The following is a 23899-nucleotide window of genomic DNA, read 5'->3' on the forward strand; positions in this document are numbered from 1 at the left end:
TGTAGCGCCGCGTCCCCGGCAGGGCCAGGGTTCTGAGCAGGAGGCGTGGTGTCAGCGCCTCTCCACGATCATGGGCGTCAGCGCCAGGGCCTGCCGCATGCGCTCGGCGGCCGAGCGTGCGTCCTCACGGCTGGCATAGGGTCCGGCCTGGAGGCGGTGGGTCTGCGCCTCCTTGAAGATGGCCAGCAGGGGCGACAGCCAGTCCAGTTCCTGGCTGAGCCGCTGCCGGAAGGCCTCGGCACCGTCCATTCGGCTGAAGGCCCCGAGCTGGACCCAGAAGCCCCTGCTCGCGGCCCTGGGCGCTGCGCCGCCCTCGGCAATGGGCGGGGTCTGGGCCTCGGCGGCCGGCGTCGGGGTCAGGTCTTGCGGCAGGAGCGGTGCGGTCGTGGTTGCGGTCGTGGTTGCGGACGTTGCAGAGGGTGGCACCGCAGCAGTTGTTGCCCCGAAGGGCGGGGCGACGGGGGCAGGTGTTGCCCCGGAACGCCCGTCCCGCGCCTGAGCCAGGCGCAAGCCTTCGTCGCGACGCTGCCAGGCGCCTGTGCGGATGTCCTCGTAGGTGATCCGCTCCACCTCCACTGGCGTCACGCCGCGCAGGATGTCCAGCTTCAGCGCGGCCGTGTAGCTGAGGTCCACGATGCGCCCCGGGTGGAAGGGGCCGCGGTCGTTGATGCGAACGATGACCTCGCGGCCGTTGGCCGGATTGCGCACCCGCGCGTAGCTGGGGATGGGCATGGTGGCATGCGCCGCCGTCATCGCGTACATGTTGTAGAGCTCGCCGCTGGAGGTCGGGCGCCCGTGGAACTTGCGCCCGTACCAGGAGGCCAGGCCACGCTCGGCGAGTGGTGCATCCTGGGTCATGGGCTCGTAGCGCTGGCCCAGAGCCTCGTAAGGCTTGTTGGGCCCCCCCTTGCGGATGGGCTCCAGGCGCGGCTCGGCGTCGGGCACCTGCATCAGGTTGGGTGGCACCTGGGCCTCGGGACCGTCGCGGTCGGAAGCGGGCGCCCGCGAGGGCGGGCTGCCGGGCGAGGGCAGGGGCGCGCGGCTGGCGCAACCGCCCAGGATGGCCAGGGCGGCCAGCCACACGGGGCTGGCACGCCGCCAGGCGGCGGGGAGTGCAGGGAGCATTCTTGACATGGCGCAACCCTAAACCATGGCGCGGGCATCGCCAAGAATCCCCGGGGATTTCACCGGCGGGGCCTCTGCCCTGCTGCGCCCTCCTTGTATGCTGCGGGCTTCATCGCAGAGGCCATGCTCCATGAACAGCGCCTACATCTTCACTCCTCCCGAGCAGCCCAGCGCCGCGGTGCGCGGCACTGACCGGCGCTATGCCGTCTCGCGCATCTTCTGCGTGGGTCGCAACTACGCGGCCCATGCCCGCGAGATGGGCGGTGACCCGAGCCGCGAGCCGCCCTTCTACTTCACCAAGCCGGCCTCGGCCCTGGTGGCCAGCGGCGCCACGGTGCCCTACCCACCCGGCACCCGGGACTACCACTACGAGATGGAGTTGGCGATCGCAATGGGCGCGCCGGTGTTCCGGGTGAGCCCCGAGGTGGCGCGCGCCGCCATCTGGGGTTTTGCACCGGGCCTGGACATGACCCGCCGCGACCTGCAGGCCGAGGCCAAGAAGGCCGGCCGGCCCTGGGACGTTGCCAAGGGCTTCGAGCAGTCCGCCGTGCTGGGCGAGCTGGTGCGCGCGGCCGAATGCGGTCCCATGGACGCCGGCGCCATCACGCTGTCCGTCAATGGCGTGCAGAAGCAGCGCGGCGACCTGGCCGACATGATCTGGAACGTCGCCGAGATCGTGGCCAATCTGTCGCAGTTCTACCACCTGAAGCCCGGTGACCTCATCTACACCGGCACCCCGGACGGTGTGGGTCCCGTGGGCCCGGGCGACCGCCTGGAGGGCGAGATCGCCGGCCTGGGCGCCCTCACCCTGACAATCGGCCCTGCCGAATGACGATGGACGCTGGCGCGTTCTCCCCGCCTTCCCTGCCCCCTGCCATGTTCGACCACGACGAAACCCTGCAAGAAGCGCGCGAGCGCAATATCCACGATGCCCTGTTCGAGGACATCGGCCGCTGCGACTGGACAGCCCGCCTGGTGCCGGCCGGGCGGCAGGTCAAGGCCCATGTGCGGGTCCGAGAAGGCGCCGTGCTGTGCGGCCGCGACTGGTTCGAGGGCGTGTTCAGGGCCCTGGACCCCGCCAGCCGCATCGACTGGTGCTACGAGGAAGGCGCCAGCATGCAGGCCGACTCCCTGGTCTGCCACATCGTGGCCGACGGCCGAGCCCTGCTCAGCGCCGAGCGGCCCGCGCTGAACTTCCTCCAGCTGCTCTCGGCCACGGCCACGCTGACCCGCCAGCACGTGGACGCCATCGCGGGCGCCAGCCCCAGTGCGCGCGGCTGCGCCGTGCTGGACACCCGCAAGACCCTGCCGGGCCTGCGTCTGGCCCAGAAGTACGCCGTGCGCGTGGGCGGTGGCGCCAACCAGCGCCTGGCCCTCTACCATGGCATCCTGATCAAGGAGAACCACATCGCTGCCGCGGGCGGCGTGGGCGCCGCGCTGCGGGCCGCCCAGGCGCTGCAGGCGGGCGTGGACATCCAGATCGAGGTCGAATCCATCGCCGAGCTGCGCGAGGCCCTGGACGCTGGCGCCACCAGCGTGCTGCTGGACAACTTCAGCGAGGCCATGATGCGCGAGGCCGTGGCGCTGAACGGCGGGCGTGCGCTGCTGGAGGTCTCCGGCGGCGTGGCCCTGGACCAACTGCGCTGGATTGCGGCCACGGGCGTGGACCGCATCTCCATCGGCCGGCTGACCAAGGACGTCAAGGCCGTGGACTACTCCATGCGCGTCGAGGGTCCAGTTGATAGTCCGGCCTGAACGCCCTGGCGCCTGCGTACACTCCCGGGGCTGAACTGCCGGGCCCAGGAGCCTCGGCTCCGAGGGAGTGACATGGATCCAATCTTCAAGCCCAGACCCAAGCTGTGGCCCGCCGGCCTGCTGGTCCGGGTACAGGCCTTCTGCATCGACGCCCTGCTGCTGGTGCTGCTGGGCGCGCCCATTCTGTGGGTGAGCCAGCACCGCCTGGTCAGTCGGCTGGATGACTTCAGCCCCAGCAGCCTCTTCGTCAACTGGCTGCTGCCGGCGCTTTACTTCGTCGGCTTCTGGGCCTGGCAAGGTGCCAGCTTCGGCATGCTGTTCAGCGGCATCCGGGTGGTCGATTTCTATTCGGGCGAGAAGCCCACACTGAAGCAGACCCTGCTGCGCTGGGTCGGTGCCCTCGTCTCCCTGCTGCCGCTGGGCCTGGGCCTGTGGTGGTCCACCGTGGATGCGCGGGGCCAGAGCTGGCATGACCGCCTGGCGGGCACTCAGGTGGTCTGGCGGCGCGCGCGCGCTGAAGGCGAGCCCGAGGAACTGGGCTATCTGCTGCGCCACTGGCGCGGCGAGCAGGGCCTGGCCCAGAGTTTCTGGATCAACAACCTGCTGCTCGCCACGCCCTTGGCCATGCTGGTCACCGGGCTGATGAGCTGGATCGGCGCCAAGGGCGAGTATCTGCAGGCCAGCGCCATCGCCGTGATGGTGGGGTGGCCCCTGATGCTGACCCTGAACACCTGGTGTGTGGTGGGCGCCTGGCGTTCCGCAGGCAACTACCTGCGTCACGACGGCGCCGCCGTGTGGGGCTATGGCGCGCGCCTGCTGATGGGCCTGGGCATGCTGCAGATCGCGGCCTCGCTGCTGGTGGGCTTTCTTCCCCAGTTGGGCGAGTACTGGCAGATGGCGCGGGGCATCGACCCCATCGGCCGCACCGAGTTCCACTTGGCCGAGGACGGCACCAGCGTGCGCATGGAAGGCCCCATCGGCATGGGCGATGCCACGCGCCTGGACACGCTGATGAAGGCCCAGCCCCAGCTGCAGCGCTTTGAGCTGCAGTCGCCCGGCGGCCGCCTGCACGAGGCCGAGCGCATGGCCGAGATGATCTCGGGCCGCTCCGGCGCCAGCGCCTGGGTGGTCGAGCACTGCGAGAGCGCCTGCACCATCCTCTTCCTGGCCGCCCCCTCGCGCCAACTGATGCCCGAGGCTCGCCTGGGCTTCCACCGCGCTTCCTCCGGCACCTACAACCCGGTCTTCGACGAGTTGGCCAACAAGGAGCTGGAAAAGACCTACCGCAAGCTCAACCTGCCGGACTACTTCATCACCCGCACGCTGAAGACGCCCTCTCGCAGCATGTGGTACCCCAGCATGGACGAGCTGATCAGCCACGCGCTGATCCCCGAGCCGCCCAAGACCCTGGACATCTTCCTGCCCCCGGGCGCGAACAGTCCGCTCAAGTCTTATGTGGAGGCGCTGCGCGCCAACCCGGCCTGGTATGCGCTGGAGGGGCGCTTCACCGGCAGCATCGACCAGGCTGCGCAGCGCATGCTGGCCGCCCGCCAGGCCCAACTGCCCGACGAAGCCGTGCAGGCCGCCGGCTTCATGGTGGCCGCCGAGCAGATGGGCACCTTGGTCCATGAGTTGCAGCCGGTGCTGCGCCATCAGCTGGTCCGCCAGGTCGAGGCGCAGCTGCGCGCGGCCAAGGCGCAGAGCCTCGAGGCCTGCCAGGGGCTGTTGGGCGGCCAGCTCATCTTGCGCCGACTGCTGCCGCTGGAGCTGCATGTCAGCGACAGCCACTGGGTGCAAGAGGCCGCCAATTCCCCGCGGGTCCGCCGGAGCTCCAATGTGCCGACGCCCGTCGAGCTGGAGGTCGTGCGCCGCCGGCTGGGCCCCCTGGCCCCAGGCATGCTGGCCCATTGGTGGGGCGCCCAGCCGGGCGTGCCGGCAGCGCCGCGCTGCGAACAGGTGCTTCAGATCCTGGACCAGCTGGGGCGCCTGCCCGTGCAGCAGCGGGAGCTGGCAGAGCGGCTGATGTTCCAGCGCCCGGCCTGAGCGGTCGGGCCCCGGACCGCGCAGCACCGCGTCTGCACCACAGCTACGCCATTGCCAGCACCATCGAGGCCCTGGGGGCGCCAAGGCCCAGGGCTGGGTCTCCGGCCAGGCGGCCCCCGCCCATGAGTTCGCGCACACCCGGGCGCAGGCCGAGCTGTCCCGGCACCTGCGCTGAGCACACCCTGGTGGTAACCCTCGGAGCCGCGACCCCGCTCCGCGTTGCGGCAGGGTCCGGGCCGGGTCGGGCACGGGGCTTTCCTGTGCAATACGCCTCTTTGCATCGAATTAGGCAGATCGGCCCATCCCTTCTGCGCGCTTTCCCTCAGACAACCTGCGGCCGGCTTGCATAGCATGCGAATGCGCTGACGGGAGTGTCGTTCCCACCCATGGGGAACGGCGATGCAAAGCGATTCATAGAACGTCGAAGGGATCCCATGTCGAACACCAAGCCTGCCCGCCCGGCCCGCTCACTCTTGGCCGCCCTGTTGGGTCTGGCACTGGCAGCCCCCGGGCTGCTCCAGGCCCAGAGTCTCAGCATCGGTGCGATCCTGCCGGAGTCCTGGCCCAGTGCAGCCCAAGCCGAGGACATGCGCAACGGGATGACCCTGGCCCTCAAGACCACCTCCCTGCAGCCGGCCCCCAAGCTGGTCATCAAGGACAGCGGCTGCGACGCCAAGAAGGCGCAGGCAGCGACGCAGTCCTTCCTGACCGCCAAGGTGGACATGGTCATCGGCGGCTTCTGCGTGCTGGGCGAGGTGCCGTCCATGCTCAAGTCGGCCAACGTGCCCATGGTGTCTGCCAATGCCGAACGGCTGAAGAGCCACGACGGGCTGCTGCAGCTGGGCCGCGTGGGAGCGGGTGTTGCCGAGGAGATCGCGGCCAAACTGCGTTCGCAGACGGGGCTTCGCGTCACCGCCTCCAGCACCTGCTGGATCGATTTCGAGACGCCGGTCTCCGAGAAGTACGACGCCGGCCTCTGCCCCGCACTCAGCGTGGACAAGGGCCGCTGGAGCGAGGTGGCCGCGGCCTATGAAGCGGCCTTCCGCAAGCCCTTCAGCGTGTCTGCGGCCCGCGGCCACGCCGCCATGGAGGTGGCCCTGGCCTACCTCAAGCGCCAGCGCAATGCCTCGCGCGGCGCCGCGGCCAGCGAGGCCCTCAGCCAGCGCACTGTGCTGGGGCAGGCGCTGGCCCGGGACGGCATCGTTCCCGAGGACGCCCTGCAGTTGAGCTTCGCCAGCCGCACAGTCAAGGCCGGCAGCCGCGACGCCCAGGCCATGGACCAGTTGGTCAAGGCCAAGAGCTGCGAATGCAAGGCAGGCCCCGAATGCGGCAAGGGCTCGCCCTGGGAAGGCATGCCCTTCACGGTGGTGCCGCCCGGCAGCAAGCCCGCGGCCTGCCCCCAGGTGCTGGCCAGTCGCTGAGCGCGGTCAGGCGCGGGTCACGCAGCGCGGTCAGGCGCGGGTCACGCAGCGCGGTCAGGCGCGGGTCACGCAGCGCGGTCAGGCGCGGGTCACGCAGCGCGGTCAGGCGCGGGCCCTGTCCGCACCCATGCCGGCCTGGGCCAGCCTGGTCTGGTCCTGCTCGGCCCCGATCACGGCCCGCTTCCCGTCGGCCGTTTGTTCTGGACGCCACGGCGGGGTCTCCTCCCCGCCCCCCGATTCGCGAGGCTTCTGTGGCGCCCCTCCGTGACGGCAACCCCGCACCGGCCTGGGGCCTGAAGGACGCCGGGCCGCGTTGCGTGCCGCGCACTCACAACGGGAGCCAGGCCCTGAGTGGCAGAGGGTATCGCCCGTCCGACGGGGCCAGCGTGCGTGCCGCACCGATCTCCGGCCCGCCTTCCGGCGCCGAGGCCTTGCGCAAGGCTGGCATGGCGAGCCCCGCTGACAAGACAGGTCGAGCAGCGCCCACGGTGGCCTGGAGCGGCCGACGTTGTGACGCCTCCTTGGCGTCCTGGGCCGCCGGGTGAGGAGGCGGGCGGGTCGGATGGCGGATGAGAGGGGGCGGCGGGCTTGCCCCCGGCTGGAGGAAGCCGGTCGTGGTATCCGGGCGGGCACTGGCCAGCCACCAGGCGCCTGCCATCAGAGCCGCCAGCGACAGCAGGGCCAACACGGGCCACCCCCAGCGGCGGCCGGACGATTGCGGATCAATCATGATGAGACTCCAGACTCGGGAAGGCCGAGCATGGCAAGCCGCACTCCCGGCTGCATCCCTCAGGCTTGCGATGCTGGGCTGGTGGCCATCCTGCGGCCTGTGGAGCATGGCCGGCCTCCCCGCCCGTGGTTCCCGTGCGCCCGGTCGAGGGGCGCCCGGGTGCAAGGCCGGGGTGGTGGCAGTGGGCGGCGATCGGCAGCATGGAAGCGCTCGGCGAGGGAATGGGCGGATGCTCACCCATCCTGGTGACGGATGCTTGAACTTCCAGCGCTCTGGTGCCCGAACCTGCCAGGGATGGCAGGGTCATCTGTCGTGCCTGCGCGTCACCCCAGCCGCGCGGGCGCGGGCCCGTGCTGCGCCGAAGGTTCAGCCGCCGTCCCTCGACCCGCGCACCTGGCGCCGCACCAGCAACGTTGCCACCCCCGTCAGTGCTGCAATGAACGCCAGCATGATCCAGAAGCCGTGGCCGTGGTCCGCCAGTGGAATGCCGCCCACATTCATGCCCAGCAGGCCGGACACCAGGTTGATGGGCAAGGCCAGCACCGTGACCACGGTCAGCGTGAACAGGCTGCGGTTGTTCTCCTCGGCCTGGCGGGCAGCGGTCTCGTCCTGCATCAGCTTGATGCGCTCCTGCAGCGCGGCCGCGTCGCGCAGCACGAGGGCGAACTCCTCGCTGGCGCGCTGTAGCTGGGAACGGTCCTCGGCCGTCGCCCAGGCAGGCGGGTGGGCGAGGGTGCGCGCCAGGGCGCTGGGCTCCGGCGCCAGCAGGCGCTGCAGCCGGACCAGCACGCGGCGCAGGTGGGCGGCCTCGACGGCGTGGCGCGCATGGCGCCCCCTGAGCAGCTCGTCCTCGATGTCGTCGATGCGGTCGGCCGTGCGGCGCACGATCGCCTGCAGCTCGTCGGCCTGGTCCTGCAGCAAGTGGTCCAGCAAGGCGATGGGTGAGCGCAAGCCCTCCCCCCGCTTGACGGCCATGCGCAGCCGGTCCACTGAGCGCAGGGGCTGGCGGCGGGCACTCAGCACGCAGCCCGGCCGCACATGGACCCACAGCGTGGCGATGTCGTCCGGGTCGAAGCTGAAGTCGAAGGTGACATCGTTGACCACGGCGAACAGGGTCTCGCCCTGGCGCTCGATGCGGGTGGCCCGCGAGCCCTGCTGCATGGCGGCCAGCAGGTCCTCATCCAGCACACCGGCGCGGCGCAGAGTGTCCAGAGCGCCTGCATGGCTCAGATTCACATGCAGCCAGACAAAGCCGGGTGCGGCCTCGGCCAGCGCCTGCGGCGAGGGCACCCGCTCCAGCGGGCTGGCCTGGCCCTGCGCGTCGAAGCGGTAGGCGCAGATCAGGCCCTGCTCGCTGGCCCCGTAGGCGGGCAGCGCGGGGCCGGCAGGGGCAGGCGGCGGGGTCTCGTTGGGCATGGTCGGCATTCGGCGGGGCCGGCCAGCCTAGGCCCGTGTCATGTCCGGGCAATGACAGCCCTCACCCCAGCCAGACTTGCGCCGCCCATCGGTACAGCGGAATGCCCAGTAGCAGGTTGAAGGGAAAGGTCACACCCAGGGACAGCCCGATGTAGACCGCCGGACGAGCCTCCGGCACGGCTTGGCGCAGGACCGCGGGCACGGCGAGGTAGGAGGCACTGGCGGCCAGCACCGCGAGCAGGGTCGCATCGGGAATGGGCAGGTCCACCAGGCGGGCCAGCATCAGCGCGAGGGCCGCATGCAGCAGCGGGGCCCCGAGGGCAAAGGCGAACAGCGACACCGGCAGCGCTCGCAGTCCGGGCAGCTGCCGGGCGGTGAGCAGGCCCATGTCGAGCAGGAAGAAGGCCAGCAGACCCTTGAAGATCTCGCCGGTGAAGGGCTTCATGGCCGCTGCGCCGTCGGGACCAGTGATCCAGCCGATGGCCAGGGCACCGAGCAGCAGCAGCGTGCCGCCTTCCGTCAACGCCTCGCGCCAGTGGCCTGCTCCTGCGCCGGCCGCAGGGGCACGGCCGCCCAGGGCCAGCGTGCCGCCGCCGGCAGGCACGGCCGCGCCGGCGACCGCCGCCGCACGAGCCCGCTGGCTGAGCATCAGCGCCAGGATGATTGCCGGAGACTCCATCAGCGCCATGGCGGCAGCCATGTGGCCTCCCGCAGGAGCCCCCTGCACCTCGAGCAGGTGGTTGGCGGTGACGAAGGTGACGGCGCTGACGCTGCCGTAGGTGGCCGCCACGGCCAGGGCGTCGAACGGCGGCAGCCAGCGGCGCAGCAATGGCAGGTCCAGCAGCGGCACGAGCACGGCGAGCAGCATCGCGCAGCCGAGGCCTGCGACGACGACGGTATTCAAGCCCGTCTGGTGCAGGGCAAAGCCGCCCTTGAGCCCCAGGGCCATCAGCAGGTAAAGCGACAGAAAGCGCGACAGCTGCGCAGGGACCTCCAGGTTGGAGCGCAACACCCCGGCCAGCAGGCCGAGGACGAAGAACAGCAGGGCAGGATCGAGCAGGGCATTCATGAGACCGGCATGCTAAGGATCCCGCACGATCATGGAAAATCAATTATTCTGATGCTTTCAATCGAGAAATATCGATGCACGCCACGTTCCGCCAACTGAGACTGCTGCTGGCCCTGGCCGAGACCGGTTCCATCACCGGGGCCGCACGGGCCTGCCATGTCACGCAGCCCACCGTCTCCATGCAGCTCAAGGAGTTGTCCGAGGCAGCCGGCCTGCCGCTCTACGAGCAGTTCGGCAAGCGCCTGCAGCTCACCGAGGCCGGCGAAGCGGTCCTGGCGACCGCCCGCGCCCTGCAGGCGGAGTGGGAGTCCCTGGAGCAGCGCCTGGCCGGCCTGCGCGGCCTGCAGCACGGGCGCCTGCGCATCGCCCTGGCCAGCACGGCCAAGTACTTCGTTCCCCGCATGCTGGGCACCTTCTGCGCGCAGCACCCGCAGGTGGACATCGCCCTGCAGGTGCTCAACCGCGACGGCGTACTGCAGCGCATGCGGGCACATCAGGACGACCTCTACATCCTCTCCGTCCCGCCCCGCGGCCTGCCCCACGAGCGGTCTCATCTGCTGGACAACCCGCTGGTGCCCATCGCCCCGCTGGCGCACCCCTTGGCCGGCCGTGCACGCATGCGGCCCCAGCGTCTGCAGAGTGAGCCCTTCATCCTGCGGGAGGCCGGCTCCGGCACGCGACTTGCCGGGGATGCCCATTTCGAGAAGCTGGGCCTGAGCCCGCGCGTGCGGCTGGAGCTGGGCAGCAACGAGGCCGTCAAGCAGTCGGTGGCGGCCGGCATGGGACTGGGGCTGGTATCGCGCCATGCACTGGCGGCCGATCCGGCCAGCGAGGGCCTGGCCGTGCTGCGCGTGGACCACTTTCCGGTGCGCTCGGCCTGGTCGGTGATGTGGCTGCCAGGGCAGCGCCTGAGTCCGCTGGCGCAGGCCTTCCTGCAGCATCTGCAGGGGCTGGCGGGCCGCTGGGAGGTTCACTCCTGAGGCCGTGCGGCCGGGGCAATGCCCGAGCCCCTGCAGGGGCAAGGCGCGGCGTCTAGCATGCGCGCCAGTGTTTGAAGGAGGTCCTCATGCGTTCGCTGGTCCGAGCCCTGCTGATCCTGCCCGCCCTGTGCCTCGCTGGCCTGGCCGTGGCGGTCGAGGCCCCGCTGCCCACCGTGGCGCAGGTGGACCTGGCGCGCTACGCCGGCCGCTGGTACGAGATCGCGCTGCTGCCCAACCGCTTCCAGCGCCAGTGCGTGTCGGACACACAGGCCAGCTACCGGCAGGACGGCGATCGCATCGAGGTGATCAACCGCTGCCGCATGGCCGACGGCCGCATCGACGACATCCGCGGCCATGCCAAGGTGGTGCCGGACTCCAGCAACGCCAGGCTGCGCGTCACCTTCTTCTGGCCCTTCTACGGGGACTACTGGATCCTCGCGCTGGACGAGGGCTACACGGAGGTGCTCGTGGGTGCGCCGAACCGCCGCTACGCCTGGATCCTCGCCCGGGAGCCGAGGCTGCCCGAGGCGCGCATCGACGCCTTGCTGGCGCGGGCCGCCGCGTTGGGCTTCGACCGCAGCGCCTTCCTGCGCACGCCGCAGACGGCGGACGCTGCCGAGCGCCCCTGAGCCGTCGCATCGGCAGCACCCGGACCGACGCCCCCGCCGCGCGGGCCTGCAAGCTTCGGTCCCTGACGAAACGTCAGGGGCTGCAAGCGCCTCATGCTGGCGGCTGCATCGCACCAACCCGGAGCTGCCATGGCCCTCACCTGTTTCATCCGCTACCAGATCGACCCCTTCCAGCGCGAAGCCTTCCAGGCCTACGCCGAGGCCTGGGGCCTCATCATCCCCCGCTGCGGCGGCGAGCTGATCGGCTACTTCCTGCCCCACGAGGGCAGCAACGACATCGCCTGGGGCCTCATCGGCTTCGAGGACCTGGCCGCCTACGAGCGCTACCGGGCGGCGCTGCGCCGCGACCCCGAAGGCCGCGCCAATTTTGACCGGGCGCGGCAGCAGCGCTTCATCCTGCGCGAGGAACGCAGCTGGCTGGAAGACGTGGCCGCCACCCGCGGCCGCGCCGCGGAGTGCCGGCCATGATTGCTGTGCTCTTCGAGCTGGAACCCCTGCCCGGCCAGGGCGAGCGCTACTTCGCGCAGGCGGCGGCCCTGCAGGAGGTGCTGGCCGGCCAGGACGGGCTGATCTCGGTGGAGCGCTTCGAGAGCCTCAGCCGGCCGGGCCGCTATCTCTCGCTGAGCCTCTGGCGTGACGAAGCGGCCGTGGCGCAGTGGCGCCAGCAGATGGCGCACCGGGCCTCCCAGCGCCTGGGCCGTGAGCAGCTCTTCGCCGACTACCGCCTGCGCGTGGCCCAGGTGCTGCGCGACTACAGCCTGCGCGAGCGTGCGCAAGCTCCGCAGGACTCCCGCCATGCGTTAGGCTGAGGCCATGCCTGCCGCAGATCTCGCCAGCCCCCACGAGCCCCGCATCGCCCGCGTGGCCGCCGCCATGGGCGATCCCGCGCGCTCGCGCATGCTCGCCTACCTGATGTCCGGCGCCTATGCCAGCGCCGGTGAGCTGGCTCGCGCGGGCTCCGTCAGCCCAGCCACCGCCAGCGGCCATCTGGCCCGGCTGGCGGAGGCGGGCCTGCTGCGCTGCGAATCGCGCGGACGCCATCGCTACTACCAGTTGGCGGGCCCTGAGGTCGCACATGCGCTGGAGGCCTTGGCCCTGGTCGCCGAGCGGGACAGCCATGACCGGCAGTGGGCCGCGCCCGCCCGCCAGCGCCTGCGCGCGGGCCGCTGCTGCTACGGTCACCTGGCCGGTCAGCTGGGCGTGCAGTTGTACGAGCGGCTGCACGCGGTGCAGGGCCTGCGGCCCTCCACCGAAGGCTTCCAGCTGACGGAAACCGGGCATGCCTGGCTGCAGGGGCTGGGCCTGTGCGCGCCGGCTCCCACCCGCCGGCGCTATGCCTATGCCTGCCTGGACTGGTCCGAGCGGCGCGACCACCTCGCCGGCCTGCTGGCCGAATCCATCCTGCAGCACTGCCTGGACCGAGGCTGGCTGCGCCGGGGCGAAGGCCGGGCGGTGGAGCTCACGCCGCCGGGCGTGCAGCATCTGTTGCCGCAGCTCACAGCCTGATGACAGCCCCGGCACACCGGGGCTCAGGGCTTCAGGTGCCCCAGCGGCACGCCCCCGCCGGCCTTCACCTCGCCGAGCGAAAAGCTGGTGTGCACGTCCTTGACGTTGGGCAGGTTGAGCAGGGTGTCGATGGTGAAGCGGCTGAAGGCGTCGAGATCGGTGGCCAGCACCTGCAGCTCGAAAGTGCCGGCGCCGGAGATGTAGTGGCAGGAGATCACCTCGGGCAGCTGGCGGATGGCCTCCTCCAGCACCTTGGTCGCCGAGGCATTGTTGCGGTCGGCGTCCAGGCGCACAAAGGCCAGCACGCCCAGGCCCAGGCGGCGGCGGTCCAGCTCGGCGCGGTAGCCGGTGATGTAGCCCTGCTCCTCCAGCCACTTGACCCGGCGCCAGGTGGGCGCGGTGGACAGGCCGATGCGGCTGGCCAGCTCCGCATTGGAGAGGCGGGCGTCGCGCTGCAGCTCGGCCAGGATGGCCACATGCCAGCGGTCCAGGCGCTCGCCTTGCGGGTCCTCGGACTCCTGCGCAGGCAGGCGTCCCCGGGTGGCGAGTGAGGCATTGGTCTTGGTCATGGCGCGGCGGACAGGCTGGAGGTGGCCCATCCTACTGGAGGGCGGCGCCTCAGGGTGCCGCCGTGCTGTCCGCCGGCCCGTTGCTCACCTGGCGCGCCAGCTCCAGCACCTGCCCGTCGCGCACCTGCACCACGCGCTGGGCGCCGGCGATGGTCTCCGGCCGGTGGGCGATGACCAGGCGCGTCAGCTTCATCTGCGCCAGCGCGGCGGTGACGGCCCGCTCGTTGGCGATGTCCAGGTGGCTGGTCGCCTCGTCCAGGGCCAGCACGCGGGGCTTCTTGTAGAGCGCGCGCGCCAGCAGCAGGCGCTGCTTCTGGCCGCCGGACAGGCCCGAGCCCAGGTCGCCCACCAGGGTCTGGTAACCCATGGGCATGCGGCGGATGTCTTCGTGCAGCTGGGCCTGGGCGGCGCACTGCTCGACGCGGTCCATGTCGGGATGGGTGTCGAAGAAGCTGATGTTGTCGGCCAGGCTGCCGGTCAGCAGGGCGTCCTCCTGCATCACTGTGCCGATCTGGCGGCGGAAGTTGCGCACGCCCAGGTGCCGCACCGGCACGCCGCCGTAAAGCACCTCGCCTTCGGTAGGCGGCAGCAGGCCCAGCAGGATCTTCAGCAGCGTCGTCTTGCCTGCGCCGCTGGGGCCGGTAACGGCCACGTTCTCGCCGGCCTCGACTTTAAAGCTGGCGTGCTTGAGGATCCAGGGCTCGCCCTCGGCATAGCGGAAGGAGACGTTCCTCAGCTCCAGCGAGGGCGCCAGGTGGTCCAGCTCGCTGTGCGGCACTTCGTCCTGCTCGGGCGCCTCCAGCACGATGTCCGCCAGGCGCTCGCCGTGCAGCGAGAGCATCTTGAGCTCCACCCCGTAGTCGATCAGCTTGCCCACGCGGCTGGTGAACTGCGACTTGTAGCTGACGAAGGCGAAGAGCATGCCCACCGTCAGCGAGACAGCGTGACTCTGCTGGCCCTGCAGGATGGTGCGCGCGCCCAGCCACAGCACGGCCAGGTTCTCAAGGCCGAAGATGAGCGTGTTGGCCGTCTGGAAGGCCATGCTCATCTTGGCCGTGCGCACGTCGCGGTTCTGTACATCGACGATGAGGTTCTGCCAGCGCGCGCGGCGCTCGTCCTCGCGGCCGTAGAGCTTCAGGGGCGTGATGGCGCGCAGGGTCTCCAGGAAATGCGTGTTCTCCTTGGCCGCGATCACCAGTCGCTCGGCCGAGGCATCGCGGAAGGGACGGTAGGCCGCCCAGCGCAGCGCCCCGTAGGCCGCCACGGCGCCCAGCACGATGGCCGTCAGCGGCACGGAGTAGAGCAGCATCATTGCCAGCGCGATCAGGGCCATCAGCCCGTCCAGCACCGCTTCGATCGCCGCAGTGGTGAGGCTGCGCTGGATGGCGTTGACAGCGCCGAAGCGCGAGGTGATGTCGCCCAGGTGGCGCTTCTCGAAGAAGCTCGTGGGCAGGCGGATCAGGTGGGCAAAAACATTGGACTGCCACTGCAGCGACAGGGTCTGGCTCAGCAGCACCACCATCCAGGAGCGCCCCAGGAACAGCGCCGTCTGGATCAACAGCAGCAGGCCGAAGCCCAGGATCAGCACCCCCAGCAGCTCAAAGTCCCCGCTGCTGAGGACCTCATCGACCACCAGCTGGTTGAACAACGGCGCGACGACGGCGAAGGCCTCCAACACCACGGCCACCGCCAGGATCTGCAGCAGCGAGCGCTTGAGGCCGCTGACCTTGCCCGTCAGCGATCCCAGCGACAGGCGGGGCGCCTGCTTCTGTGGCTTGAAGTCGGCGTTGGGGGTCAGCTCCAGGGCGACGCCGGTGAAGTGGCTGGACATCTCCGCCAGGCTCAGCCGGCGCTCGCCGATGGCGGGGTCCAGCACCACGCAAGACCTGGCACCGACCTTCTTGAGCACCACAAAATGGTTGAGATCCCAATGCAGGATGCAGGGCAGGCTCAGCTGGCCCAGGTGCTCCAACTCCAGCTTGAGCGGCCGCGCCGAGAAGCCCATCGCCCCGGCATGGCTGATGAGGCTGGACAGCTTGGCGCCCTTGAGCGAGATGGGGAAGCGGCGACGCAGATCGCCCAGGTCCTGGCCCAGGCCATGGTGGCTGGCGACCATCGCCAGGCTGGCCAGGCCGCATTCGGCGGCTTCGGATTGCAGGAAGAGCTTCATCACGGGGCCCCGGCTTTCTGCGGCGCAGAGCTGCCGTCCTCAGGCGTGTTCACGAAAGGTGCGAGGCCGGAGACAGCCAGGATGGGCTCCAGCACCCACTCCCAGACCTTCTGGCGCTGCTGCAGCACGTCGGCATCCAGGCTCATGCCGGGCTTGAGCGGCAGGCTGGCGCCGTAGGCCTGCACATCCTGGCGTTCCAGGGCCACGCGGATGCGGTACAGGGGCTCGTTCGCCTGGGCCGCGGCCTGCAGGGACTGGCTCTGCCCGCTGGGCAGTTCCTGTATCGACATGGGGGCCTGGCTCACCGCCACCACGCGGCCACGGGCCATGCCGAACTTCTGGTACGGATAGGCGGCATAGCGCAGCCAGACCTGCTGGCCTGGCTGCACGAAGCCGCTGGTGCGGCTGGGCGCGAAGAGCTGGGCTTCCAGGGCCTGGTCCGCCTTGCCCGCTGGCGATTGGGGCACCAGGCTCAGCAAGGTCTGACCTTCCTGGATCGACTGTCCCGCATGCAGGGACAGCGTGGCCACCCGCCCCGCCTGGGGTGCCTGCACCAGCACGGCGCCGCGGGCTTCGTTCTCGTTGGACTCCTGCGCCAGGCTGGCCAGATTGCGGTCCACCAGGGCCAGGGCGGATCGCAGATTGGTCTCGTTGGCGGCCAGCTCGGCGCGCACGCCCTGGGTGTCGCGCTGCAAGGCCTGCAGATTGCGCTCGGCGCTGCGCTCGCGCATCTGCAGATCCAGCAGCTCTTCCTGCTTCTGCTGGACTTGGGCGGCCGAGACATAGCCGCTGCGCGCCAGCTCGTTGAAGCGGTCCAGGCTCTTCTGCGCCAGCTGGGCGCGCTGATGGCTGGAGTCCAGCTCGCCCTGAGCCTGGCGCTCCTCGGACTGCAGGCTGCGCAGGCGGTCATTCAGGGCATCGGCACGCTGGCGGGCCTGCTGCTGCTGCAGGAGGCGTTCGGTGTCCAGGCTTTGGCGGCGCTGGGCCAGGGCCTGGGCGTTGAGCAGGGCCACGTCGCCCTGGGCCAGGCGGCGCTCGGTGCGGATCTTCAGCAGGGGCTGGCCGGCCTGGACCTCCTCGCCCTCCTTCACCAGCAACTCGGCCACGGTGCCGGACTGCGGCGCGGTGATGCCGATCAGCCCGCCGGTGGGCAGCAGCACGCCCGAAACCCGTGCCTTGCGGCTGATCTCGCCCAGCAGGGCAAAGGCCAGCAAGCCGGCCAGCAACAGCAAGGCGAGGCCCGTCAACCAGGCAAAGCTGGGCGGACGGCCGATGCGGATGGTGCCCAGCCATTGGGTGGACTGGGCTTGCATCACCTCGGTTCTGAACAGGGTTTCCCTCATCTGACTCACGCTACTTTTCTACGATGTCGGCACTGGAATGCGACCGAATTTATCCATTGTGTGCAACGCCACGGACCGACGGCAGGCTGAGATCGACATGAGGGTGCAGGCGCAGCGAGCACGGCAGATTCAGCGCTCGGCCGGGTAGCTTACTCCCAGCACACCTAGCGCCAACTCCTGCGCGGAAAGAAAAGCTCCTCCCGGCCGGGAGGCAACGCCATCTGCGCCGAAGCCATGTCCGACATCCTTCAGCACTACGATTGAATCGTCCTTCGAATCCACCCAAGTGCCGAGCTGATGGCGCGGACTCAATGCAATATCGCGCTCGCCATAAACAAGTGCGGCCCGCTCCTTCAGACGACGACGTTGTCGAACTGGCGAATCCGTCCCGGCGAACACATCAGCTAAGTACCGTGCGTCCAGCATCAGCGCGCCCTCCGGGGCCTGGACCCTGATGGGACCGGAGGCAGCCAGCGTCTGGGCAAGCTCACGTTCAAAACGCTGACTCAGCACGCTCTCCAGCGCCTGCAATCCGCCACCTTGGCATAGTGATGTCGTCCAGCCGGCCGCGTCATCCGGAACGAATCACCGCAGGCGGTCCTTGAATCCGACGGCAGCGTCTGACGAGCAATGCACCCCGGATCCCGCCCCGGGGATGGCGCGAGCCTCCTCAAGCAAGGCACCCTGCTTCTGCCAGCGCCAGACCTCGCGAGGCGATGTCAGCAGGGGGCAACCCTATCCATGACACCTTGCCCAATTGATCGGCCGACTGCGTCTCCGGCCAGCGGGACAAGGGGAGCGTCGCCCCTGAAAACGTCACAAAGACCAGCGGAGCGTTCGGCGCCAGAGTTTGCGCCGTTTGAACTTGTTCTTGCAGCAGGGACAGCTAGTCCGCCAGACGAAGGCGGTGGGTCACATCGGCGTCAAAGCAGTTGCCTTCCTGCGCAGCAGCGGAATGTCTATCACATCGAACACCCAAGGGCCGTGCAGACACAATGGCAAGCCCGTTGGACAGAAGCGAGTCCCGGACTGAGCCTTAGATCCCAGGGTCCTCCAGCGATGACGTCCGCATCCACTCATCGCCTGGGAGGTCGTACACAAGGATGGCCTCTGCACGAACGGTGCCCGGCTGCCTGATGGCATGGACATTCACATGTCCAACAGCCGGCAGGCCCGTCGGCAACATCAGGCACGCTAGCGTTAAACGACGCAACACCTCAGACCAATTCCCCACATACGGTCACTGCGGCTGGCCTTGAATGAAGCCCTTCTAAAACCTCAACCATCCTCTGAGCAGCACAAAGACAAATATCACCTCTTGAGAGCAGCCAATACATTATTGCTCCATCCTATTTTCTTGCCGTCATGAGCATGGAAACCGTGGCCCCCGCTGCGCGAAGCAAGTCAATAACTCCCGGCGCCGCGCCATCTTGATACTGAAGCGTAGGCAAGTGATCCGCCCCCAGCAATACCACGATCCGTCGGTGCTCTTTCATAGCCTTGAGGATATTGGTCGCCATCGGAGGGTTGCGCCCCTTGATGAGGACATAATTGGTCGCCGCACACTTCCCGCAAGGAAGACCCAATTTTTCGGCCCCCTCCAGCAGTTCCTCCGTCATATCGAATGTAGCTGCCGAGCACAGGGGCACTTTATCAATGCAGGCAAGCGACGCCTCAAACGATAACTTCGGCACCTCGCTTCCGATCTCCGCCAAGTCCTGATTGATGAGCCGAATCTTTCGATCCGCCTGCCGTATCGCCTCGATCACAGCCTCGTCTCGAACTTCTTTTGGCGCACTGCAGAAGGCCCGCCAACGGTCATCGAAGGACTCAAGGCCTAGCACCAACGACGCGCCGCTTACAGCCCGAAGCACCAACTCATAGACTGTGGCCCGGTCCGGTAGCGTGCCAGCGCTGGATCGTTGCCTTTGCACATCTAGCCTTGCGAGAAGCACCTGAACAGGCAGGGACAGTGCAACGAAATTGAATTGCCCCGTCCGCCCGTCCGCCGCAGCAAGGGCTGTCCAGCGGCGGAGCAATTCGGCATCCTGCTCCTGCTCCGCGCGAGCCGGAAGCAAGGTCTCGTCGTCAGGACAGAAGCCCCCTGTGGGTGCCACCAGCGCTGGCGCGACCTCGCTTTCGACTTGAACGGCCGCAACGTCCCTGATCGCCGGGATTACAGTCCCGAAAAAGTAATCATCAAGCTCAAAGGGAAGACTCTCGTGAGTTTCTGGAATTATTGTTGCCTTTGCGCCCTGGAATTCAACAACCCACGCACGATGTTTCACCCCTCCATCGCCAGCATGGGCAAGCATGCTGCTCAACATAGAAAACAGAAGGATTAAAGTATTTCTCATTTCAAAGCAAAAAAAGGGAGGAACCCCTCCCTTTTCGTCCTGCATTAATTTGGGCGCGTCTTGCTTCCCTTGCCTAGATCAGCAGCACTGGAAATTTCCACTACCATGCAATTAAACGACTCAGTTTTATAGCTTACGCCAGCCGATCCACCACCACCACGACTCTTGTTCCAGTTCAGGATATCCAGAGCAACTTGCGCGTTGAATGTCGTCCTCGAGTCACATATCACGGCAACCTTCGAACCATCCGCAAACTAGCAAACCTGGACGCCATTATTAGCCGTAAGACAGGCCCCTGCGGTATCAGTTCCACCGGCAATATAGCGAATTTCATTAAAATCAAGCACTCTCACTATTTACTCCCATTTGTCCGCATAATTCACCGACGGACCCTGCGGCGATTGGCCAGAAACAGCCAATTCCTGGGCAGCCTCCCTCAAGAGCATTGAATCTGAGGCATCGCCCCTTATTTCCAGAACAAAGCCAACCGCCGCTCAGTTTGCAATATTGAGGACCCGGTTGCTTACGCAAATGATTGCAGGCGCCTGAGGGGAAAGTGCTTGACTCTGTCGTGCAAAATTACCGCCGCAACGCGGATGCCACGCACTGGAGATGCGCCATCAATCATCCAGGCTTTACAGACAAAGGCCCGACCAAATGGCCGGGCCTTTGCACTTTCTCCCCGAGCAGTGCCTGATGCACCGCGCGATCCTCGTTGCTTTCTCTTCAGCCTGTGCGGCGCCTCTGTATCGAGCCGTCCGCCTTTGTTCGAGTAGCGGGAGGTTATCCCAGTTTCACGGGACAGCCACCTGAAATATTTATCAGGTGCCGAAAGTCACTAGAGCGCCGATCTACCGAAGGGCCGCCACACCCGACGGAGGGTCCGGCGCCGCGAAGCAGATCTTCGAGCCCCGTACTTTTCCCTATTTCCAGAATCAGAGATCAAATCATTTCTCATTACGAGACTTTTCATGCAAATCAATGCCGCGCAAGCCAGCCATTGCGCAAACTTAGAAAAGACACACCCCCCCTCTTTCCCTACACTCCCTCCCCGGCCCATACTGCAGCCACCCCCGGAAGGTCCGGCGGCCACAAGCCGCCAGCGCGAGTGCCTCCTGATGCGAGGTGCTGCCGGACCTGGTCCGCCCCCCTCTTCGGCACCCCCTCTCGGAGTACCCCTCGCATGAATGCACCGCTGCCCGAACACATCCTGCGCGCGCTGGAAAAGGTCACCCTGGACGACAAGTACGCGCTCGATCGCGGGCGTGCCTTCATGAGCGGGGTGCAGGCCCTGGTGCGCCTGCCCATGCTGCAGCGCACGCGCGACGCGATGAACGGCCTGAACACCGCCGGCTTCGTCTCGGGCTACCGCGGCTCGCCGCTGGGCGGCTACGACCAGGCGCTGATGGCGGCCAAGAAGCACCTGGCCAAGCAGAACATCGTGTTCCAGCCCGGCGTCAACGAGGAGCTGGGCGCCACCGCCGTGTGGGGCACCCAGCAGTTGGACCTGTTCAAGGAGAAGGCCAAGTTCGACGGCGTCTTCGGCCTCTGGTACGGCAAGGGCCCGGGCGTGGACCGCTGCATCGACGTCTTCAAGCACGCCAACATGGCCGGCACGTCCAAGCACGGCGGCGTGATCGCCATCGCCGGTGACGACCACATCTCCAAGAGCTCCACCGCCGCCCACCAGAGTGACCACGTCTTCAAGGCCGCGGGCTTCCCGGTGTTCTTCCCATCCAGCGTGCAGGACATTCTGGACATGGGCCTGCACGCCATCGCCATGAGCCGCTTCTCGGGCCTGTGGTCCGGCATGAAGACCATCCAGGAGATCGTGGAGTCGGGCGCCAGCGTCAGCGTGGACCCGGACCGGGTCAACATCATTACGCCGGACGACTTCCCCATGCCCGCTGGCGGCCTGCACATCCGCTGGCCCGATCCGCCCCTGGATCAGGAAGCGCGGATGATGGACCACAAGTGGTACGCCGCCCTGGCCTATGTGCGCGCCAACAGGCTCAACTACAACGTCATCGCCACGCCCAACGACCGCCTGGGTCTGATCGCCTCGGGCAAGGCCTGGAATGACACCCGCCAGGCCCTGCACGACCTGGGCCTGGATGACGACACCTGCCGCCGTCTGGGCATCCGCCTGCACAAGGTCAATGTGGTGTGGCCGCTGGAAGCCAACATCACCCGCGACTTCGCGACCGGCCTGCAGGAGATCCTGGTCATCGAAGAGAAGCGCCAGGTCATCGAGTACCAGATCAAGGAGCAGCTCTACAACTGGCGCTCCGACGTGCGCCCGCATGTGCTGGGCAAGTTCGACGACGACGGCAAGAACGAAGAAGGCAGCGGCGGCGAATGGGGCCTGCCCAACCCGAGCAAAAACTGGCTGCTGCGCCCGCAGGCCGACCTCACCCCGGCCATCATCGCCCGCGCCATCGCCAAGCGCCTGAAGAAGCTGGGCGTGGACGCCGACATCGCCGCCCGCCTGGACGCGCGCGTGGCCGTCATCGACGCCAAGGAAAGCGCGCTGAAGGCCGAGGAGAAGGCCGCCGGCGGCGCCGACCGCACGCCCTGGTTCTGCTCCGGCTGCCCGCACAACACCTCCACCCGCGTGCCCGAAGGCTCGCGCGCCGTGGGCGGCATCGGCTGCCACTACATGGTCACCTGGATGCCGGGCCGCAACACGGCCACCTTCACCCAGATGGGCGGCGAGGGCGTGCCCTGGACCGGCCAGCAGTGGTTCACCAACGAGAAGCACATCTTCTCGAACCTGGGCGACGGCACCTACTTCCACTCGGGCATCCTGGCCATCCGCCAGAGCATCGCCTCGGGCGTGAACATCACCTACAAGATCCTCTACAACGACGCCGTCGCCATGACCGGCGGCCAGCAGGTGGGCGAGCGCGCCGAAGGCCACACCGTGCTGCAGATCATGCAGAGCCTGATCTCCGAGGGCGTGAAGAAGCTGGTCATCGTCACCGACGAGCCCGAGAAGTACAACGGCGTGGCCCTGCTGGCCGGCGTCACCGTGCACCACCGTGACGAGCTGGACCGCATCCAGCGCGAGTTCCGCGAGATCGCCGGCACCACGGCCATCATCTATGACCAGACCTGCGCCACCGAGAAGCGCCGCCGCCGCAAGCGCGGCAAGCTGGTCGATCCGGCCAAGCGCACCGTGATCAACGAGCTGGTCTGCGAAGGCTGCGGCGACTGCTCGATCCAGTCCAACTGCCTGTCCATCGAGCCCCTGGAGACCGACTTCGGCCGCAAGCGCCAGATCAACCAGAACACCTGCAACAAGGACTTCAGCTGCGTGAAGGGCTTCTGCCCGAGCTTCGTCACCATCGAAGGCGGTGAGCTGAAGAAGCCCAAGAAGGACAAGCGCGTGTCGCCCTTCGATGCCAAGCTGGGCACCCTGCCCGAGCCCACCATCCCCAATGCCACCGAGGCCTGGGGCATCGTGGTGGCCGGTGTGGGCGGCACGGGCGTGATCACCATCGGACAGCTGCTGGGCATGGCCGCCCACCTGGAGGGTAAGGGCGTCATCACGCAGGACGCAGCCGGCCTCGCGCAGAAGGGCGGCGCGACCTGGAGCCACATCCAGATCGCCAACAAGGCCGAGGACATCCACTGCACCAAGGTCGGCACGGCCGAGGCGCAGCTGGTGATCGCCTGCGATTCCATCGTGGCCGCCAACAAGACCACGCTGGCCGTGATGCGTGAGGGCCGCACCTTCGTCGCGCTCAACACCCATGGTTCGCCCACCGCGACCCTGGTGAACAACGCCGACTGGTCCTTCCCCGGCGCCTCCTGCGAGGCCGCCGTGGCCAAGGCCGTGGGCGCCGAGCACTTCCGCGCCTTCGACGCGGAAGACGTGGCCGTCAAGCTGCTGGGCGACTCGCTCTACACCAACCCGCTGATGCTGGGCTATGCCTGGCAGCAGGGCCGCATCCCGCTGAGCTACGCGGCCCTGATGCGGGCCATCGAGCTCAACGGCGTCCAGATCGACAACAACAAGGCCGCCTTCGAGTGGGGCCGCCGCTGCGCGCATGACCTCGCTTCCGTGCAGTCGCTCTTTGCCGCCCAGCAGGTGATCAACATCGTCAAGCGCGACAGCCTGGACGAGATGATCGCCAAGCGCGTGGCCTTCCTGACGGACTACCAGAACGCCGCCTACGCCGCGCAATACCAGGCCTTCATCGACAAGGTTCGCGCGGCCGAGAAGCCGCTCAACAGCACGCGCCTGTCCGAGGCCGTGGCCCGCTATCTGTTCAAGCTGATGGCCTACAAGGACGAATACGAGGTCGCCCGCCTGCACAGCGACAAGAAGTTCGTCGAGAAGATCGCCTCGCAGTTCGAGGGCGACTACAAGATCGTCCACCACCTGGCCCCGCCCCTACTGGCCAAGAAGAACGAGAAGGGCGAGCTGATCAAGCAGCAGATGGGCGCCTGGGTCCGCCCGGCCTTCGGCGTGCTGGCCAAATTGAAGGGCCTGCGCGGCACGGCGCTGGACATCTTCGGCTACACCGCCGAGCGCAAGATGGAGCGCCAGCTGATCCAGGACTACCGCGCCAGCATCGAGCAGCTCCTGGCCAAGGGCCTGACGGCCGAGCGCCTGGCCCTGGCCGCGGACATCGCCCGCATCCCCGAAGAGATTCGCGGCTACGGCCATGTGAAGGAGCGCCATGTGCATGCCGCCCGCGCCAAGTGGGACGGACTGCTGAAACAGTGGCAGGCCGCCTGATCCCCCCGGGCCTGCCCCATGAAAGAAGCCCGCAGGCCG

General features: G+C 68.1%; 18 protein-coding genes. 10 read left to right on the plus strand and 8 right to left on the minus strand.

From position 1 onward, the window contains the following. Window positions 1-51: 51 nt before the first annotated feature. Window positions 52-1134, minus strand: coding sequence for a septal ring lytic transglycosylase RlpA family protein (locus H5407_RS18345; RefSeq protein WP_255501312.1), 1083 nt, complete (start codon window positions 1132-1134; stop codon window positions 52-54). Window positions 1135-1255: 121 nt separating this feature from the next. On the opposite strand from H5407_RS18345, the gene H5407_RS18350 reads away from it, so the two are divergent. The 4 genes from H5407_RS18350 (at window position 1256) to H5407_RS18365 (ending at window position 6344) form a co-directional block, all read left to right on the plus strand. Then, on the plus strand, window positions 1256-1957 hold the full coding sequence (locus H5407_RS18350) for a fumarylacetoacetate hydrolase family protein (protein ID WP_183105938.1): 702 nt from the start codon (window positions 1256-1258) through the stop codon (window positions 1955-1957). Further along, window positions 1954-2880: a carboxylating nicotinate-nucleotide diphosphorylase gene (nadC, locus tag H5407_RS18355; RefSeq protein WP_404935641.1), complete on the plus strand. Its 927-nt coding sequence runs from the start codon at window positions 1954-1956 to the stop codon at window positions 2878-2880. Before H5407_RS18350 ends, nadC begins: the two co-directional genes overlap by 4 nt. A 72-nt stretch (window positions 2881-2952) precedes the next feature. Beyond that, window positions 2953-4923: an RDD family protein gene (locus H5407_RS18360; protein WP_183105939.1), complete on the plus strand. Its 1971-nt coding sequence runs from the start codon at window positions 2953-2955 to the stop codon at window positions 4921-4923. A 434-nt stretch (window positions 4924-5357) separates the two neighbouring features. Next, window positions 5358-6344: a hypothetical protein gene (locus H5407_RS18365; RefSeq protein WP_183105940.1), complete on the plus strand. Its 987-nt coding sequence runs from the start codon at window positions 5358-5360 to the stop codon at window positions 6342-6344. A 1096-nt stretch (window positions 6345-7440) separates the two neighbouring features. Here the strand turns inward: H5407_RS18365 and H5407_RS18370 are convergent. Both H5407_RS18370 and H5407_RS18375 read right to left on the minus strand, forming a co-directional pair. Further along, entirely contained in the window at window positions 7441-8490 is a 1050-nt protein-coding gene (locus tag H5407_RS18370; RefSeq protein ID WP_183105941.1) for a transporter, read from the minus strand. 61 nt (window positions 8491-8551) lie between these two features. Beyond that, entirely contained in the window at window positions 8552-9559 is a 1008-nt protein-coding gene (locus H5407_RS18375; protein ID WP_183105942.1) for a sodium-dependent bicarbonate transport family permease, read from the minus strand. 74 nt (window positions 9560-9633) lie between these two features. On the opposite strand from H5407_RS18375, the gene H5407_RS18380 reads away from it, so the two are divergent. The 5 genes from H5407_RS18380 (at window position 9634) to H5407_RS18400 (ending at window position 12674) form a co-directional block, all read left to right on the plus strand. After that, window positions 9634-10539, plus strand: a complete 906-nt coding sequence (locus H5407_RS18380) for a LysR family transcriptional regulator (protein ID WP_183105943.1) — start codon at window positions 9634-9636, stop codon at window positions 10537-10539. A gap of 86 nt (window positions 10540-10625) precedes the next feature. Continuing rightward, entirely contained in the window at window positions 10626-11168 is a 543-nt protein-coding gene (locus H5407_RS18385; RefSeq protein ID WP_183105944.1) for a lipocalin family protein, read from the plus strand. Window positions 11169-11297: 129 nt separating this feature from the next. Continuing rightward, window positions 11298-11636 carry an NIPSNAP family protein gene (locus tag H5407_RS18390; RefSeq protein WP_183105945.1) on the plus strand — a complete coding sequence of 113 codons (339 nt, stop codon included), beginning with the start codon at window positions 11298-11300 and terminating at the stop codon, window positions 11634-11636. Next, window positions 11633-11977: an antibiotic biosynthesis monooxygenase gene (locus tag H5407_RS18395; protein WP_183105946.1), complete on the plus strand. Its 345-nt coding sequence runs from the start codon at window positions 11633-11635 to the stop codon at window positions 11975-11977. Before H5407_RS18390 ends, H5407_RS18395 begins: the two co-directional genes overlap by 4 nt. A 4-nt stretch (window positions 11978-11981) precedes the next feature. Beyond that, window positions 11982-12674, plus strand: coding sequence for a helix-turn-helix transcriptional regulator (locus H5407_RS18400; RefSeq protein WP_183105947.1), 693 nt, complete (start codon window positions 11982-11984; stop codon window positions 12672-12674). Between the two features lie 23 nt (window positions 12675-12697). Here the strand turns inward: H5407_RS18400 and H5407_RS18405 are convergent, their stop codons facing one another. From H5407_RS18405 to H5407_RS18425, 5 genes are all read right to left on the minus strand, one after another. Then, complete coding sequence (locus H5407_RS18405; RefSeq protein ID WP_183105948.1) at window positions 12698-13243, minus strand: Lrp/AsnC family transcriptional regulator; 546 nt, start codon at window positions 13241-13243, stop codon at window positions 12698-12700. A gap of 49 nt (window positions 13244-13292) precedes the next feature. After that, complete coding sequence (locus H5407_RS18410; RefSeq protein WP_183105965.1) at window positions 13293-15413, minus strand: peptidase domain-containing ABC transporter; 2121 nt, start codon at window positions 15411-15413, stop codon at window positions 13293-13295. After that, entirely contained in the window at window positions 15413-16756 is a 1344-nt protein-coding gene (locus H5407_RS18415) for an HlyD family secretion protein (protein WP_255501314.1), read from the minus strand. The genes H5407_RS18410 and H5407_RS18415 overlap by 1 nt, the downstream gene beginning before the upstream one ends. Window positions 16757-16885: 129 nt before the next feature. Then, window positions 16886-17287 carry a hypothetical protein gene (locus H5407_RS18420; protein WP_183105950.1) on the minus strand — a complete coding sequence of 134 codons (402 nt, stop codon included), beginning with the start codon at window positions 17285-17287 and terminating at the stop codon, window positions 16886-16888. A gap of 818 nt (window positions 17288-18105) precedes the next feature. After that, window positions 18106-19158, minus strand: a complete 1053-nt coding sequence (locus H5407_RS18425; protein ID WP_183105951.1) for a TraB/GumN family protein — start codon at window positions 19156-19158, stop codon at window positions 18106-18108. A 1138-nt stretch (window positions 19159-20296) separates the two neighbouring features. On the opposite strand from H5407_RS18425, the gene H5407_RS18430 reads away from it, so the two are divergent. After that, entirely contained in the window at window positions 20297-23860 is a 3564-nt protein-coding gene (locus tag H5407_RS18430) for an indolepyruvate ferredoxin oxidoreductase family protein (RefSeq protein WP_183105952.1), read from the plus strand. Window positions 23861-23899 lie beyond the last annotated feature (39 nt).

This window comes from Mitsuaria sp. WAJ17 (assembly GCF_014174515.1).
Lineage (GTDB): Bacteria > Pseudomonadota > Gammaproteobacteria > Burkholderiales > Burkholderiaceae_C > Roseateles_B.